14 protein-coding genes are annotated in these 16,278 nt (G+C 54.2%); 6 read left to right on the forward strand and 8 right to left on the reverse strand.

Annotated elements, in window-relative coordinates; all coding sequences use genetic code 11:
* Positions 1-23: 23 nt before the first annotated feature.
* The 7 genes from ACN28R_RS11440 to ACN28R_RS11470 form a co-directional block, all read right to left on the reverse strand.
* Entirely contained in the window at positions 24-932 is a 909-nt protein-coding gene (locus ACN28R_RS11440) for a thiamine pyrophosphate-dependent enzyme (RefSeq protein WP_095834470.1), read from the reverse strand.
* Entirely contained in the window at positions 916-2,265 is a 1,350-nt protein-coding gene (gene porA / locus ACN28R_RS11445) for a pyruvate ferredoxin oxidoreductase (RefSeq protein ID WP_095834471.1), read from the reverse strand. The genes ACN28R_RS11440 and porA overlap by 17 nt, the downstream gene beginning before the upstream one ends.
* 32 nt (positions 2,266-2,297) lie before the next feature.
* On the reverse strand, positions 2,298-2,762 hold the full coding sequence (locus ACN28R_RS11450) for a 4Fe-4S dicluster-binding protein (protein WP_095834472.1): 465 nt from the start codon (positions 2,760-2,762) through the stop codon (positions 2,298-2,300).
* Positions 2,755-3,399, reverse strand: coding sequence for a 2-oxoacid:acceptor oxidoreductase family protein (locus tag ACN28R_RS11455; protein WP_095834473.1), 645 nt, complete (start codon positions 3,397-3,399; stop codon positions 2,755-2,757). Before ACN28R_RS11455 ends, ACN28R_RS11450 begins: the two co-directional genes overlap by 8 nt.
* A 40-nt stretch (positions 3,400-3,439) precedes the next feature.
* A complete protein-coding gene (locus ACN28R_RS11460; protein WP_095834474.1) occupies positions 3,440-4,774 on the reverse strand; it encodes a phenylacetate--CoA ligase family protein in 1,335 nt (444 codons plus the stop codon).
* Positions 4,775-4,783: 9 nt separating this feature from the next.
* Positions 4,784-5,626 carry a MetQ/NlpA family ABC transporter substrate-binding protein gene (locus ACN28R_RS11465; RefSeq protein ID WP_095834475.1) on the reverse strand — a complete coding sequence of 281 codons (843 nt, stop codon included), beginning with the start codon at positions 5,624-5,626 and terminating at the stop codon, positions 4,784-4,786.
* 524 nt (positions 5,627-6,150) lie between these two features.
* Positions 6,151-7,053: a creatininase family protein gene (locus tag ACN28R_RS11470; protein WP_095834476.1), complete on the reverse strand. Its 903-nt coding sequence runs from the start codon at positions 7,051-7,053 to the stop codon at positions 6,151-6,153.
* A gap of 579 nt (positions 7,054-7,632) precedes the next feature.
* Between ACN28R_RS11470 and ACN28R_RS11475 the strand changes: the two genes are divergently transcribed.
* Positions 7,633-9,324: a methyl-accepting chemotaxis protein gene (locus ACN28R_RS11475; RefSeq protein WP_095834477.1), complete on the forward strand. Its 1,692-nt coding sequence runs from the start codon at positions 7,633-7,635 to the stop codon at positions 9,322-9,324.
* Between the two features lie 179 nt (positions 9,325-9,503).
* Here the strand turns inward: ACN28R_RS11475 and ACN28R_RS11480 are convergent, their stop codons facing one another.
* Positions 9,504-11,075 carry an EAL domain-containing protein gene (locus tag ACN28R_RS11480; protein ID WP_095834478.1) on the reverse strand — a complete coding sequence of 524 codons (1,572 nt, stop codon included), beginning with the start codon at positions 11,073-11,075 and terminating at the stop codon, positions 9,504-9,506.
* A 351-nt stretch (positions 11,076-11,426) separates the two neighbouring features.
* On the opposite strand from ACN28R_RS11480, the gene ACN28R_RS11485 reads away from it, so the two are divergent.
* The 5 genes from ACN28R_RS11485 (at position 11,427) to ACN28R_RS11505 (ending at position 16,207) form a co-directional block, all read left to right on the forward strand.
* A complete protein-coding gene (locus ACN28R_RS11485) occupies positions 11,427-11,993 on the forward strand; it encodes a YfaZ family outer membrane protein (RefSeq protein WP_183096773.1) in 567 nt (188 codons plus the stop codon).
* 336 nt (positions 11,994-12,329) lie between these two features.
* Positions 12,330-12,683 (forward strand): DMT family transporter, encoded by a 354-nt coding sequence (locus tag ACN28R_RS11490; RefSeq protein ID WP_048639564.1) that lies wholly within the window; start codon positions 12,330-12,332, stop codon positions 12,681-12,683.
* Complete coding sequence (locus ACN28R_RS11495; RefSeq protein ID WP_082153107.1) at positions 12,680-13,009, forward strand: DMT family transporter; 330 nt, start codon at positions 12,680-12,682, stop codon at positions 13,007-13,009. Before ACN28R_RS11490 ends, ACN28R_RS11495 begins: the two co-directional genes overlap by 4 nt.
* Positions 13,006-15,396: a choline trimethylamine-lyase gene (cutC, locus tag ACN28R_RS11500; RefSeq protein ID WP_236840218.1), complete on the forward strand. Its 2,391-nt coding sequence runs from the start codon at positions 13,006-13,008 to the stop codon at positions 15,394-15,396. Before ACN28R_RS11495 ends, cutC begins: the two co-directional genes overlap by 4 nt.
* Complete coding sequence (locus ACN28R_RS11505) at positions 15,359-16,207, forward strand: glycyl-radical enzyme activating protein (RefSeq protein ID WP_048639565.1); 849 nt, start codon at positions 15,359-15,361, stop codon at positions 16,205-16,207. Before cutC ends, ACN28R_RS11505 begins: the two co-directional genes overlap by 38 nt.
* Positions 16,208-16,278: the final 71 nt, after the last annotated feature.

A 16,278-nucleotide genomic window follows, 5' to 3' on the forward strand; every position in this document is an offset into this window, starting at 1 on the left:
TCCGCGGCAGGCCGTCAACCAGGTTATTCGCACACCGCCTGCGCCGTGGCATCCGCCCAGGCCCGCAGTTCACGCCAGCGCTCATCGCGCGCAACGGCCAATGCGCCCAGCAGGTCGGGATCCAGCGATTTAAATCTGCCCTGCCCCGAAAAATAACTTTCCAACGGCGCAAACCGATTAGGATTCCGATTGATAGTCAGCACCCCCTGTTGGTATTCCAGCAACGGCCAAAGCCCGGTATCCACCACGCTTTTCCCCAGCGCGATAGTGCTGTCGCTGGCGCAACCCCAGCCGGTGGGGCAAGGCGCAAACACATGCAGAAAGGCCGGGCCATCGACGGACGCGGCCTTCTCCAGCTTTTTCAATAGATCGGAGGGCTGCCCCACGCTGGCGGTGGCGGCATAGGGCACATGATGGGCCGCCGCGATTTGCAACAGGTCTTTCTTGACGTTGAGGCGGTAAGGCTTGAAACCGGTCGGCGATGTGGTGGTCTTTGCCCCCCAGGGCGTGGCGCCGCTCTTCTGAATGCCGGTGTTCATGTAGGCTTCATTGTCGTAGCAAATATAGATAATGCGCTCCTGACGATCGAACGCGCCGGACAAGGATTGCAGGCCGATATCCGCCGTGGCGCCGTCGCCGGCGAACCCGACCACCGGAATATCGGTGATGCCTTTGGCGCGCAGTGCCGCCGCCAGCCCTGAGAGCACCGCGCCGGTCGCCGCGAACGGCGCGATCATGGCATTCACGCCCACCGCCATTTGCGGATAGATAAAACCGACCGCCGACATGCAGCCCGCCGGGATCACCACATGGCTTTTGGGGCCGAACACTTTCAGCGCCAGACGCACCACCAGACTGCCGCCGCAGCCCGCACAGGCTTTATGACCGATAAAGTACTCTTCCGGCGGCAGGGCTTTAATCGATATGGACATGGTTATCCTCCCGCTCAGCGGCCGCGTTAAGCGGCGACAGGCCGGGTGATGGCCGATTAACGCCGAGAAAACGCAGATCCGGCGCCTCAGCGCAGCGGGCAGGCGGCCGTGTTAATTCACCATATAGCCGAACCACATCCTCCAACCCGATCTCCTGCCCCCCCAGCCCGGCGATCTGGTTGATTACATAGGGCAGGCGCTTGCCGGTTACGCTGGCATAATCAAACAACGCGGCTTTGACCTCCACCGCCACCGCCCCCTGCTGCCCGAAGGAGATATCTTTTTCCAGCACGGCGATCGCCAGCACCGTCCGGGTTCGATGATGACCAAACAGCGCGTTGAGCAACGCCGCCTGCGGGAAAGGACGCAAGTAGCGTAAACGCAGCAGCCCGACCGCTTCTCCCCGCTCACGCAGCGTATCGACGGCGGCGCGCACCGTACCGGCCACGCTGCCGAGCGTGATGACGATCCGCTCGGCATCATCAAGGCGGTAACTTTCGATGACGCCGTCCGTCAGCCCCTCTTCGCCACGGCCGAAATGGGATTGGAAACGCCGGCTGAGCACGGCGATTTCGCCTAACGCGCCGCACATCGCCTGATGTTGCAGATATTTAAACTCGGTATATTCCCCCGGCCCGGCGGTAATCGCCAGGCTTTGCGGGTCGGCAAGGCTAAAGGTTCCCGGCGTGCCCTCGGCAAAAAAACGATCGGGGAGAAATGCATCCACCAGCGCCTGAGCGGGCAATTGCACCGGCTCATAGGTATGCGTCAGAACAAAACCATCCAGATTAATCAGTACCGGCGTACGAACGGCAGGATGTTCGGCCAGCGCGTAGGCCTGGATGATCAGGTCCAGACTCTCCTGCGCCGTTTCGGCGTAAACCTGGATCCAGCCGCTGGCAAGCTGGGAAAGGGAATCGCTTTGATCGCCGTAGATATTCCACGGCAGCGCCAGCGCCCGGTTGGCATTCATCATCACCAGGGGAAAACGTCCTCCGGCGCTGTAAGGCAGACATTCGGCCATATACAGCAATCCCTGGGAGGAGGTGGCGGTAAAGGTGCGCACCCCCATCGCTGCGCTGCCCATCACCAGCGAAAGCGCCGAATGTTCCGATTCCACATGAACAAATTCGGCGTCGAGCGCTTCCTCTTCCACCATTTCCGCCAGGCGTTCCACCACCACCGTTTGCGGCGTAATGGGATAAGCGGCAATCACCGCGGGCCGACACAGGCGCACGCCATGCGCGACGGCCTCATCCCCCGACAGAAACAGGCGCTCCCCGCTTTCGAGACGCTCATGCGAATGCGCGCCGCCCGTTACAGGTTTACTCATCTCGGCTCTCCCGTGGCGGCATGTCTGCTCCGTTAGTCATGGCGTTGCGCCTCCGCTGATAAGGGTTCGAACTCGCTCGCCATACTGATGGCGTCTTTAGGGCACTCGCGCGCGCAAATACCGCAGCCTTTGCACCATTCAGCCAGCAAACGAGGATAGTTGTCCCGGGTATTCGCCAGCGCGCCGTCCGGGCAAAGCAACACACACAGGTTGCAGCAAATACAGGCGCTGTCTTCAATTTTTGGCCGCGAGGTGCGCCAGCCGCTGTTTTCCGCCGCCAGATAACCAGAGGTTAACTGGGGCGAAGCGGGCCATTGCAGTAAATCAGGCTTTTGATGGGCTCGCCGCCGGCAGGGGCCCGGCAACGTCACCGGCAGCGGATCCCGGCTGCACTCGCCTTTGCGGGCGCGGCGAGGACGCGCGAAAACGGCGTCATCCGGCGATATTGCCCCGCCGTCGGCGCTTTTAGCCCCCTGATGCCCGCTCGAATCATGCATGTGTCGCCTCCTGAAGATCCACGGCCTGACGATGGACAGCCAGCCACGCGGCCAGCGGGCCGGCGAGGTCTTTCTCCGCTCGGCCCAACCGGCCGGCGGCGTCAAACGCCGCCAGATTGCGACGAACCCGTTCCGGCAAGGGCGCCGGGGGCCGCCATTGAGGGGCGAACTCGGAAATAATGGCATGCTCCAGCGCGGCGGGCGCAAGCAGAGACAGCAGCCCATTGAGTACGCCGAGAAGAACGGTATTGGTATGCCGGCTTCCCAGATGATGCTCCGCCAGCTGACACGCCGGGACGCGCCACTCCAGCCCGTAAGATCGTGGCTGAAAACGTTGTTCATGCTTGCCGTCAATCAGAATTAATGCCCCGGCGGAAAGCTGATCGGCGCGCAACTGCGGCAACAGGGCGTCATCCATCACCACCGCCACCAGAGCCTGACGCACCGGACTGCGATCGCGGATAGGCGAGCGGGATAGCCGGGTATAGGCATAAACCGGCGCGCCCCGCCGTTCGGGGCCGAAAGAGGGAAAGGCCATCGCTTCCAGATCGGCAAAGCGAACCGCGCCCAGCCCCAACAACCGGGCCGCGGTAACGGCGCCCTGGCCTCCCCGCCCCAGCCAAAGAATATCAAGCATACTTACACCTACGCCTTTTATGGTGTTTCATCAGTGGAATCTAGAGCGCGCAGGCACTGCGCGTATCGATAACGCGTTTCGCTTTATGGGTGTGACGAGGCAGGGTTTCCGGCGCCAGCAGCAGCACCCGTTTGGGGCGAACCCCCAGCCGGGCTTTAATCTCCTGATGCAAACGCGCTGCCAGCCGGCTATCGTCTTCGTCCGCCTTGCCGTTACGCTCGACCTCAAGGTCAAAACGCGTCAGGTGATCTTCTTCATACAGCGTGATGCGGTATTCGCCATTCAGCTCCGGCGTCGCACGCACGATCGCCTCCAGATCGCCAGGGAAGACATTCACGCCGGAGACAATAAACATATCGTCTTTGCGTCCGGTGACCGTGATGCGCACATGGGTTCGGCCGCAGGCGCAGGGCGAATGGTTGGCGATGATAATATCCCCGGTGCGAAAGCGGATCATCGGACGCGCCTGTTTGGTCAGCGTGGTCAGCACCATTTCGCCCGGTTGACCGTCCGCCACCGGCTGGTCGGTAAGCGGATCCAGCACTTCCAGCAGAATATCGTCTTCCGCCAGATGCAAACCCTCCCGCGCTTCACAGGAGCCGGCGCAAGCGCCGTAAATATCAGAGATGCCATAAAAATCATACACCTGAACGCCCCAGCGCGCTTCAATGGCTTGCCGGGTTTCCGGGATAGAGCCGCCGGGTTCGCCGCATACGATAATGCGCTTCAGCGCCAGATCCCGATGCAGATCGATCCCCTGGGCAATCGCCGTTTCACCCAAATGCCAGGCATAGGATGGCGTCGTCCAGGTTATGGTGGGCTGGAAGGTTTTCATGATATACAGCAGGCGATCGGACGGGATGGTGCCGGCCCAAAAACAGAGCGCCCCCAGCTTCTGGGCGCCGATAACATCCGGCCCGCCGACAAACAGCGTAAAATTGAGCGCATGCACATAGCGATCGTTCGGGCGCATGCCGACGGCCCAGAAAAGCCGGGCCTGAATATCCTGATAGCGCTCAAAATCATCCGCGCTGAACGGACTCAGCGTCGGCACGCCGGTGCTGCCGGACGACGCGGAGACAAAGACCACCCGATCTTCAGGAATCGCCAAAATATCTCCCAGCAGGGGCGCGACACCCTGCCTCTCCCGTTCAATCTGCTTATCGATAAAGGGGTAACGACGCAGATCGTCCAGAGTCCGTAAATCCTCCGGATGTACGCCCGCCCGCTCAAACGCTTCCCTGTAGTATGGGGAGTGCTGGTAAGCATGGTTAAGCGTGGTTTTTAACCGTTGCAATTGCAGCGCTTCAAGATCCTGGCGGGGCAGTATTTCCACCTCATCCCAATAACGCCGGTAAGCCGTTGTGTTAGTCATGAGACGCCCTTACTCCTGTCCTAATTTCTTTTGCAGCCAAAGCGGTTTCTGGAAGTCGCGAAATATGTATTGCGGATCCTGTATCACCGCGGCAAATTCCGGCGATTCGATAGTCGTTTTAATATCGGCGACAAACGGCTTATTCAAATCGTCGGTACGAACCGCCACCACGTTCTTGATCTCTTCATCAAGCGTTTCCAGCGCGATGGCGTCCGACAGCTTGAGGCCAGAGGCAATGGCGAAGTTGCCGTTCACCAGCGAAGCGGCGGAGCTATCCAGCGTTCTTGGCAGTTGCGCCGCCTCTAGCGGTTTGAATACCAGCCCCCGCGGATTGCCGCCGATATCCCTTTCGGTGGCTTTCGTCGCATCGATATCCCCTTTCAGGGTGACGAGTCCCAGACTGGCCAGAAAACGAATGCCGCGCGCCAGATTGGTCGGATCGTTCGACAGCGTCACGACATCGCCTTGCTTAAGTTCATCCAGACTTTTAACTTCCTTGGAATAAAGCCCCAGTCCGGCGGTGGGAACATTAATTAACGGCGACAGTTTCAATCCCTTGTCGGCGGAAAATTTTTTCAGATAAGGAAGATGCTGAAATAAATTGACGTCAATGCTGCCATTTGCCAGCGCCAGATTTGGCTGGACGTAATCGCTGAATTCCATGATCTTGACTTGATAATTTTTCCGCTCTAGTCCTGGCTTGATGGCGAATTTAATCATGTCGCTGTATGGGCCGGGCGCCACGCCGAATACTATCGTCTGCGCCTGCGCCGAATGAGAGTGCATGGAAATGGCGCCCGCCAATAAAGACAGGATTAAATATAAATATCTGGTGTACTTTCCTGAAATCATCTGATTACTTCCCACATAAATTAAACTCACACCCAATTACTGAGTGAAAACATGAAATAAATCGTCAATAAAAACGCTATCAACAAAGGCCGGTAAAAATAAATCAAATAATCGACTATCATTATATGAAAAGCAGGATTGAATATCTTCGTTACTCTCTTGTTAAAAAATATCATATTTTTCCGCCAAGCGGGTTAACGCTATTTCCTCATCTGGATTACCTGGCTTATCTAAAATAAAAAAACATAAAATATAAAGGGTTATTCCGCATTATCACTGCCCGGCGGCTGGCGGCGCTTGAGAAATAAATTTTCTGATCTCTGATATAAATTGATCAATATCATATTTTTAATTGCGATTAACGCGACTTAATTTTATTTAAATTAATTATCCCGCAGCAGCCATTACTGACTGGCGGGAATAATCAGCAATAAAAATACTAACCCGTTGCTGTGTTACTCTATTTTTCATGGCGCAACATCATTGTGAAATAACGCCGTTCAGATTCTGAATAATTTTTTCAGTTAGTAATCGACGCTAAAACGCGGTTTTTCAGGGCGGGTTCTGACATCGACTCCCGGCACTTCCGCGGGCGCATAGTGGGTTTCCAAATCCCGAATCAGCGCCAGATAATTATCCGCCGCTTTGCTTAATATCTTGCGCCCTTTTTCCGCGCTGGCGGTCAGGATATCTTCGGTTTTTCCCAGCCCGCCGAGGCTTTTATGACCGGCGGCGGGAATGGGAATCCATGTGGCGATGTCCATCACGCCAAACGTCTCTGTTTCATCATGGGTGACGGAGCGTTTTAGCAGATTGCGATCGAGAAGCGGTTTTAGTTCATGACCGCTGACGGTATCCAGTTTTACCAGCTCGGGCCTGACAAAAAGAATATTACTCGTTTCTTCTTCACCCGCATGATAGAAAGGCGTATTCAGCTCGTCACGCAGCGTTTGCGCCGCCAGTTCCCAATAGGTGGCGCCGCCGATGAAGATCGGCTTGCCTTCCCTGCGCAGTTCGGTTGCGACTTCATGGGCAATGACCTGAAAATTCGGTTCCTGTCCATGTCCTTGAATGATAATCACTTTACGAAACCCGGTGGCCCACAACCCGCGAACGATATCCTTAATCAGCGCATGCATGGTGGCATGGCCGATGGCCAGCGTCCCTGGGATTGGATCGCCATTGACATCGTAATGGAATGTCGGCGAGGCGCCGGCTCTTATCGGCGTCGGCAGCAACGCGGGCAGACCCGTTTTACGGCTTAATTCCGCCGCAATCCATTCGGCGGTAAACGTATCCGTTCCCAGCGGCAAATGGGTGCCGTGCGCCTCAGTTGTCGCCACCGGCAAAATAATGATTCCGCGCGTTTCGGCGCTTTCAATCGCTTGATCCAATGAAAGTTCATCAAAATGAATAGCATCCGCCATAAAATTACCCCTCGGTTATATTTATTAAATCGCCTCCGGCGACTCCGCCAAATTTATTATTCGAGCGTCCGGAAAAACGTAATGACCATACAGAAGCATCAGCCAAAACATAAATAACAATCCCTCATGACGTAATGAGGAAAGTAATTATTGATTTTAAAATAAGGGGAAAAACTTTAGATAACAACGAGTCACTTATAATATCTGGCGGTGATGATATTTTCTGATGCTAACTCATAGTGATAATAAATTGATCAACATCATATTTTGGCAGGGTTCTATTTTTATCCGCACATGACGCGATCTTCCTGCGAATATAAAAACAAATAGGGGTAGGCAATATATATTCCCATCACCTCAAGCATAATAAATCCCCCTTAGTCATTTTATTATAAGAAAAAAGCATGGGTGTCATAGCCGGCGAAGGCGGAGTATCGGCGATTGAACGTCCGGCCACGATCGCGAGCATGCTAAAAACCAGACATAAACATTTATATTTACATAACATAAAGTTTATAGGGAAAGCCGACGATAACCATGTGTCGTACGCTTCATATGGTTATTTTTTAAGGAAAAGAAATGTTTAATCGTATAAAAGTAGTTACTGGATTGATTGCGGTACTGTCGCTATTCTACTTATCGCAATTAGTTTCAGGTGGGTTGTTTTTCAACGCCTTAACCAACAGTAAAGAATCATTTACCGCCTCGCAGAGGGTCAATCTGCAAAAATCGGAATTGGATGCCGCCTGGTCGTTGCTGCTGCAAACCCGCATTACCTTGAACCGGGCGGGCACGCGCGCGGTGCTGGAAGTCAACGGTTTGGGAGCCAAGGCAGACTCCAGTGGTCTGCTCGCCTCGGCCAAAGCCACGCTGAATGACGCCAACGAACATTTTCTCCGCTATGAAAAAACGGCCAGCGGCATTAGCCAAAACTCCGCGCAAGTCAGTGAGGTAAAAAAACATTATCTTGCCTATCACGACGCCCTCATCGAACTGATTCAATTTCTCTCTACCAACGAAATCCAAAAGTTTCTCGATCAGCCGACTCAGGGCTTCCAGAACAATCTGGAAAAAGCCTACCAGGCTTACCAGAACGACATCACACAGACCTATCAACAGATAGACGCCCAAAACAACCGTAACTACCAACTCTCGCTGTGGACGCTGGGGGTAACGATCGCCCTCATCACGCTGCTGTCGCTGCTGGCGTGGTTCGGCAGCAAGCGTTTGCTGATGCGCCCGTTGACCAACATTATTGACTATATCCGTCACATCGCCACAGGCGATCTGGCCTATACGCTGAACGTACACGGCAGGAATGAAATGGGCGTTCTGGCGGAGAATCTGCGCCATATGCAGAATGAACTGGTCAGATTGGTGAGCGAGGTGCGCAACAGCTCGGAAGCCATCCTGACCGGCGCCACGGAAATCAGCGCGGGCAACAACGATCTCTCTTCCCGCACCGAGCAACAGGCATCGGCGCTGGAAGAGACGGCGGCCAGTATGGAGCAGTTGACCGCCACGGTGAAACAGAACGCGGAAAACGCCCGCCAGGCCAGCCAGTTGGCGCTGAGCGCGTCGGAAAGCGCGCAGAAAGGCGGCGACGTGGTGAATAACGTCGTGGCGACCATGCGTAACATCTCCGGCAGTTCACAGAAAATTGCCGATATTATCAGTGTGATAGACGGTATCGCGTTTCAGACCAATATTCTGGCGCTGAACGCGGCGGTGGAGGCCGCGCGGGCTGGGGAACAAGGCCGCGGGTTCGCCGTGGTGGCGGGCGAAGTGCGCAATCTGGCGCAACGTAGCGCACAGGCGGCCAAAGAGATCGCCGTCCTGATTGACGACTCCGTCAGCCGCGTAAACGAAGGTTCCTCACTGGTGGAAAATGCCGGAGCGACCATGGAGGAGATCGTCTCTGGCGTAAGGCGCGTGACCGATATTATGGGTGAAATTGCCTCCGCTTCCGACGAACAAAGCAAGGGCATCGCCCAGGTGGGCGTGGCAGTGAGCGAAATGGACAGCGTAACCCAGCAAAACGCCGCGCTGGTGGAAGAATCGGCTACCGCCGCCATCGCGCTGGAAGAGCAGGTGCGCATACTGAATCGGGTCGTAGCCGCTTTTCGTCTGTCCGCTACGCAACAGGCCGACTCTCGTCCGGTCAGTAAAGGACGTAAAACGGAAAACACGGCGCTACTGACGAATAAAGCAAACGCCAATCTTGCCCCGGCGAAATCCTCCGGCGACGAAAACAACTGGGAAACTTTTTAAACTCCCGCTTAATCGCCCTCGCCCCGCCGCTAAGGCGGGGTTTTACCCTGCCCGCCGGCATCGCTGTCAATTTGACGCATCCAATTTCCCCGGCCGCTCTCGCCAGTCAGGCGAAAAGAGTAAACGGCGCGCAGGCGGCCAACATAGATACAATTTGCCGAATGACGAGTATCTTAGCGTCAGGTTTTATTGATGCCCCTTTCACGATAATATTTTCTGAAAGATGCCTCGTTCATTGGTTTGCCAAAATACCAGCCTTGGCCGACGGCATGAGGACAATGTTCGCCGGCATAAACGGCCTGTTCATAAGTTTCGATCCCTTCAACCACCACCTTGGTATTAAACATTGCCATCATTTTAAACAGATACTCCACCATTTTGGCATTAACGGAGTCGGTGCCAATGGCGTCGGTAAACATTTTATCTATTTTAATGACATCAAAGGGCATAACCGTAAGATAGGATAAATTGGAATAACCAGTGCCGAAATCATCCAGCGCGATTTTATAACCGGCATCATGAAATACCGAGAGCCTTTCAGACATCACGTTATGATTTGCCGTCGAGCGCTCGGTGATTTCCAACATAATTTGTTCTCTGGCAATACCAAGCCGTTCAACCAGCTCATCAAGATAGGACTGAAATTCAGAATTCAATATATCGTTAATATCAAGATTGATACTCAGGTAAAATTTTCTATTCATAACCAGAATATCCTTTAGCTCTTCCAGCGCCATATGCGTTACCTGGCGGGTAATTTCTCCGATAATGCCCAGTTGCTCCGCTACCGGTATAAAAACATCGGGTGGAATATTCTCGCCTTTATTATTTGTCCAGCGCACCAGAACTTCGGCGCCGACCATCTTATGATTATGCAGGCAAACCAGCGGTTGATAATTAACGTGCAGCTGTTTGCCGCATACGGCGCTATAAACCTGTTTGCTAAACGATCTATTGCGCTCAATAAGTAAGAAAATCGCCAGAGATAAAGAGCCGCTCAATATTCCCCCCAGCAGCGCAAGAATTACGCTGACATACGGTGACAGAGCAAAGATACCTGACGAATTCAAGCGAACATAGATGCAGATATTATAAAGTTTACTGCACTGATACCCCAGCCGGTACTGGCTGTACCATGCGCTCTTCTGCCGTGAATATTTTTCGTTTTCAGCGCCGAACGACTGATAAATATGGCTTTCGTCTTTTGTGGTCATTAACGCGCTATAACCGGGCGCAGGCAGGGAAAAATCGAGGAAGGCATAAGGCGAGGTGAAAACGGCGATATCACCTTGATTGGAGATATCCATTTCTATTCTGGGATCGACCAATCCTTTTACCGCGCGCCACAGTCTGGTGTTATTTTCCACAATATCCGGCTTCGGCAAAGCCACCGGGGGAGAGATAACCCCCCGCTCGGCGGAACAAATCAGTTTGCCGTCGCGCAGGCGGGCGATATCCAGCGCATAACGGTATTTATAGACTAGGAAACGCAGTTGAAACAGATCGTCATCAGAACAGGGCGGCGGCGAAAAATGTCCGGCGTCATGCATCGCCTGCTCTGACTGCATCGCCACATCATTGGCTCGGCGAATGAGAATGTCGCCATAATCATTCAGCTTGTCCTGATCCATCCTGGCAATCACGACCTGGCCGATAAGCAGCAGGCACAAGGCTCCGATCGCTATATTAAAAGCTATGATGACTTTTGCTGTTCTGCTAATCGATCTCATCGCTTCAAATTCTCTGACCATGATAAAAACTGCTCCCTGGTGCTCAAATAATCGGCATAGACGCTAATAAGTTTATTTATTTGAACGTAATATGAGCGATGAATTCCAATCTACATCACACTATCCCAACGGGCATAGCGCCTCCGTCGCACCGTTTCCTCACCGCTATCGCATTCGCGCGCTTTACCCACTCGCGCCAAAACAGGATGTAAATATAAATATAAAAAGTTTGTTGGAATAAAAAACTAAATATTCTGTTTTTTCATAATTAAATTGTGGTCGACGACGTCAGTGATGTTTCATATGCCTCAACGAAACACATCGGGTTTAACGGTGGTTTCATCAATCCTCAGACTAAAAAGGTAAATGAAAATGCGTACGACAGTAAAAAATATCACCACGGTTATCGGTTTCTCTCTGGCGGCCATGATGAGTATCCCGGCGGCGCAGGCAATAGAAGGCGGCGTTGATGTCGGTAAGAACTTTACCGATGTCAACGTCGGCCTGGGACAGCACACTTCCGGCATGTATATCAATGGCGGTTGGGTTAAGAACAATGAAAACGGCCGTGAAGTGGCCGGCGCTGAAACCGGCATCAATATGCCCGTCGGCCCTGCGCTGATTAACCTGGGGGTTCAGGCCAATTACATTAAAGGTTCCACCGGCAGCAGCGAAGGCGTGGTTTTCCCGGTTGGCGCCGGTCTGCAATTACCGGTTAATGACGCGGTCGGGTTTTATGCCAGCGCTTATACCGCTCCCCGCCAATTAAGCAACAGCGCAAAAAATTATCTGGATGTGGATTCCGGTCTGAGCTGGACGCCGCTGCAACCGCTGACGCTGAAAGCCGGTTATCGCTATATCGGCATGGACGGTAAAAACGAGCGCCCCAACCAACGTCTGGTTGAAGGCCCGTACGTTGGCGGCCAGGTAAGTTTCTAACGTCGCGGCGTAATTAACGCTATCCGAGGATGACGGGGAGATATTCTGGGGTAACGAGGAGATATTCGGGAATGACGGAAATAACGCTCCCCTCCGTCATTCCCGCGTAGGCGGGGATCAGTCAATGGCTATTCACGGTTTCAGTGGGAGATCCCCGCCTACTGCCGCGGGGGATGACGGGGAGATATTCGGGAATGACGAAAAGATATTCGCAAGGATAACAGCCAAAGTATTCGCGGAAATAGCGGTGGGAATATCCGCAATAATGGGCATAAGACTATTTTTAATAATCCGATGCGCTCGGCTGAGCGCATTCCTTTAAATCAGGACGTACCAATGAGCCGTAGTAAATGTTTTTTCTGGCTATTTATCGCGGTAATTACCGAGATATTCGCCACGACCATGCTTATTTTATCTGATGGCATTAGTCTGGCGATCCCCGCGGTATTGGCGACAATCGGTTATGCCGCTTCTTATTATACCTTAACGCTGGCGTTACAAAAAATTCCCATGGGACTGGCTTATGCTATCTGGTCCGGCATTGGCATTCTGGCAACAAACTTTATCGGCAAGTTTTTATTTAATCAAACGCTACAAACCGGATCAATTATCGGTATGTGGTTAATTATTATCGGCGTGCTGATTATTAATTTACTGTCCAATACAGAAACACAGGCGGAAAGAATATGACAACTTTTCTTATGTCCACGTTCTGGCTATTTATAGCGGTACTGCTGGAAGTCACCGGCACCAGCCTGTTATTAAAAACCCGGAATTTTAGCAAAACGATTCCGTCATTGCTCGCGGTGGGATCTTATCTGCTGTGTTTCTACGCGCTGGCCCAGGCCATGTCGCTTATTTCTCCCGGATTGGCTTACGCGTTGTGGTGCGGTCTGGGCATCATATTTATTGCCTTTTCCGGGTTTATTTTCTATCAGCAAAAACCGGACAACTTTGGCGTAATCGGACTGGGTTTTATTGTCGCCGGTTGCGTAACAATGGGAGTATTCCAATGATGAACAATAATAAAGAAAATTTATCCGTAAGAATTGATTCGCTGCGTCATCGCTATTTACAGGCCAAACCCTTTATCTCTATTTCACGCGCCAGAGCCGTCACGGAAATTTATCAGCGCTATCCCGGAATGGCGGCCATTCAACTGCGCGCGCTGGCCTTTCGCCGCGCCTGTCAGCTTGCGCCGCTGGTGATAGAAGACGGCGAGTTGATTATCAGCCACCCCGCCGGCCGGGCGCGCGGCGGTGAGATTTCACCGGAAATCGCCTGGCGTTGGGTGGCGAACGAATTGGACACTATGGCCACGCGCGCTCAGGACCCCTACTTTATCAGCGAGGCCGATAAACGTGAGCTACGTGAGCATATCCTGCCGTTCTGGCAAGGCCGTTCCCTGGATGAGATGGCGGAAACGCAGTTGCGTCAGGCCGGGCTGTGGGCCTGGAGCCATGACGAAAACATCTGCGATTTAACCATTAAAACCCAGAACGGCGGCGGCGATACCTGCCCCGGCTATGACAATATCCTGCTCGTTCAGGGCATGGGCGGCGTGCGGGAACAGGCGCGCCGGTCACTCCTCGCCCTGACCGGCATTTCCGATGAGGAAATGGAGAAACGGAGCTTCTATCAGGCGGCGATCGACACCTGCGACGGCGTGATTGAATACGCGCACCGTTACGCCGCCTATGCGCAACAGCTTGCCGAACGGCAGACGGACCTGACGCGCAAAGAGGAACTGGAACGACTGGCGGCAATCTGTCTGCGCGTGCCGGAGAAACCGCCGCGTAACTTTCATGAAGCGCTGCAATCCATATGGTTCGTTCAATCCCTGTTTATTCTGGAAGAAAACCAGACCGGCATCTCGCTCGGACGGGCCGATCAATATCTCTGGCCTTATCTGGCAGCCGATCTGTCGAATGGCGTCCTGACGGAAGCACAGGCCGAAGAGCTGATCTGCTGCTGGATGATCAAAATGTCGGAATGCATGTGGGTGTGCAGCGCCGATACCGCCATGTATTTTGCCGGCTATCAGCCTTTTATCAATCTGGTGGTCGGCGGTCAGAAACGCGAAGGCGGCGATGCCACCAACCCGCTCTCTCTGCTGTTTATGGAATGTTCGCGCAAACTGAAACTGTATCAACCGGGGTTGGCGGTACGGATCCATAACCGCACGCCGCAGCATTTCATGCGCAAAGTGGTCGAGGTGATCCGCGCCGGAATGGGTTTTCCCGCCTGTCACTTCGACGACGCCCATATCAAGATGATGCTGCGTAAGGGCTTTGATTATGAAGATGCCCGCGATTACTGCCTGATGGGCTGCGTGGAACCGCAAAAATCGGGCAAAATCTATCAGTGGACCTCCGTCGGTTACACCACGTTTACCGCCGCCATTGAGCTGGCGATGAATAACGGCAAGAGCGCCAACGGCGTGCAGGTCGGCCCCGCCACCGGCGAGATTAATACACTGACGGACTATGACGGGTTCGAGCTGGCGGTCAAAAACCAGTTGCGCCACATTATCCGTCAGGCGGCGCACGCCTCGCTGATGGTGCAGAAACTGCATCGGACCTACGCGCCGAAACCGCTGATCTCCTGCCTGATTGAGGGCTGCGTCTCTTCCGGGCGCGATGTGATGCACGGCGGCGCCGAGATCAATAACGGGCCGGGACTGATCTGGACCGGGATGGCGGATTTCGCCAATTCGATGATGGTGATGCGCGAACTGGTCTATCGTCAGGGCACAGTCACGGCGGCGGAAATGGCGCAGGCGCTGCGTCATAACTTCCGCGGCCACGCGGAATTGCGCGACCAGTGCCTGAACATTGCCAAATTCGGCAACGATATTGAGGAGGTCGACCTGATCGCCCGCGATCTGATCCGCTTCACCGAATATGAACACCGCCAGTATCGCATGCTGTATGGCCCTTTCACCCACGGCACGCTATCCATCTCCAACAATACGCCGTTCGGACTGATAACCGGCGCATTGCCCAGCGGTCGGCTGGCCGGACAGCCGTTGGCCGACGGCATCAGCCCGTGCCAGCAGTCGGATACCGCCGGGCCGACGGCGATCGTTAATTCCATCGCCCGCATCAATGTCGAAGAGATGGAAATCGGCATGGTGCATAACTTCAAACTGATGTACGGCATGCTGGATACGCCGGAGGGCGAACAAGGGATCATTAACCTGCTGCGATCCGCCAGCCTGTTGGGGAATGCGCAGATGCAGTTCAGCTATGTGGATAACGATACCCTGCTGAAAGCCCAACAAGACCCGGACGCCTACCGCAACCTGATGATCCGCGTCGCCGGTTATAGCGCCTTTTTCGTCGAACTCAGCCGGGAGGTACAGGATGAAATTATCAGCCGCACCCTGCTGCGCCACTTCTGATCCGCGGCAATGCCGCGGCCGGGTATTCAATATCCAGCGCTTTTCACTGCACGACGGGCCAGGCATCCGCACGGTGGTGTTTTTGCAAGGCTGCCCGATGCAATGCGCCTGGTGCGCCAACCCGGAGGGGATTTTCCCCCATAGCGAGTTCCTGTTTGCCGGCGCCTCGACGCCGCGCCGGGTCGGCGAGATTTACACCGTCGAACAGGTGCGCCAAAAAGTCATGACCGACGAAGTCCACTATCGGGTTTCCGGCGGCGGGGTCACGCTCAGTGGCGGGGAAATGGCGCTTCAGCCGGCATTCGCCCGCGCCATGCTGCTCGCGTTTAGGGAAGAAGGCGTTCATACCGCGGTGGAAACCTCCGGCTTTGCCCCGTGGTCATCGCTGGCGCGAGCTTGTGAACACAGTAAACTGATCATGTATGATCTGAAACTGGCGGATGACAGCCTGCATCAACGTTATACCGGCGTCAGCAACCGGCCTATTTTGCGTAATCTGCAACGGCTGCTGGCCGGGGATATTCCTGTGCGGATCCGTATACCGGTCATCCCGCAGGTCAATAACGGACAGCAACAGGCGGAACGAATGATGGCGCTCATTCATTCACTCTGCCGCAACAGCCGCTGTTTTACCGGCATTGATTTATTGCCTTATCACCGCTTCGGCGTGAATAAATATGCGCTGTTAGGCAAACCCTATCGCTATGGCGAAATGCATCCCAACCCCGGCCCCGCCGATACCCAGGCGTTGCAGGCGGCGGCGAAACGCCATGGTTTGACCACCACCACGCTATCTCACTGTATTGCCTGAGCCCCAGGCAAGCGCCGGCGGTTATCTCCGCCGCCGGTCTCCTATTTCGACCAGGTTGCACATAATGAAAG

Source organism: Brenneria goodwinii (assembly GCF_002291445.1).
Taxonomy (GTDB): domain Bacteria; phylum Pseudomonadota; class Gammaproteobacteria; order Enterobacterales; family Enterobacteriaceae; genus Brenneria; species Brenneria goodwinii.

Coding starts and splice junctions, on each gene's coding strand:
- ACN28R_RS11440 (WP_095834470.1), bottom strand. CDS start 932: ATGTCCATATCGATTAAAGCCCTGCCGCCGGAAGAGTACTTTATCGGT.
- porA (WP_095834471.1), bottom strand. CDS start 2,265: ATGAGTAAACCTGTAACGGGCGGCGCGCATTCGCATGAGCGTCTCGAA.
- ACN28R_RS11450 (WP_095834472.1), bottom strand. CDS start 2,762: ATGCATGATTCGAGCGGGCATCAGGGGGCTAAAAGCGCCGACGGCGGG.
- ACN28R_RS11455 (WP_095834473.1), bottom strand. CDS start 3,399: ATGCTTGATATTCTTTGGCTGGGGCGGGGAGGCCAGGGCGCCGTTACC.
- ACN28R_RS11460 (WP_095834474.1), bottom strand. CDS start 4,774: ATGACTAACACAACGGCTTACCGGCGTTATTGGGATGAGGTGGAAATA.
- ACN28R_RS11465 (WP_095834475.1), bottom strand. CDS start 5,626: ATGATTTCAGGAAAGTACACCAGATATTTATATTTAATCCTGTCTTTA.
- ACN28R_RS11470 (WP_095834476.1), bottom strand. CDS start 7,053: ATGGCGGATGCTATTCATTTTGATGAACTTTCATTGGATCAAGCGATT.
- ACN28R_RS11475 (WP_095834477.1), top strand. CDS start 7,633: ATGTTTAATCGTATAAAAGTAGTTACTGGATTGATTGCGGTACTGTCG.
- ACN28R_RS11480 (WP_095834478.1), bottom strand. CDS start 11,075: ATGGTCAGAGAATTTGAAGCGATGAGATCGATTAGCAGAACAGCAAAA.
- ACN28R_RS11485 (WP_183096773.1), top strand. CDS start 11,427: ATGCGTACGACAGTAAAAAATATCACCACGGTTATCGGTTTCTCTCTG.
- ACN28R_RS11490 (WP_048639564.1), top strand. CDS start 12,330: ATGAGCCGTAGTAAATGTTTTTTCTGGCTATTTATCGCGGTAATTACC.
- ACN28R_RS11495 (WP_082153107.1), top strand. CDS start 12,680: ATGACAACTTTTCTTATGTCCACGTTCTGGCTATTTATAGCGGTACTG.
- cutC (WP_236840218.1), top strand. CDS start 13,006: ATGATGAACAATAATAAAGAAAATTTATCCGTAAGAATTGATTCGCTG.
- ACN28R_RS11505 (WP_048639565.1), top strand. CDS start 15,359: ATGAAATTATCAGCCGCACCCTGCTGCGCCACTTCTGATCCGCGGCAA.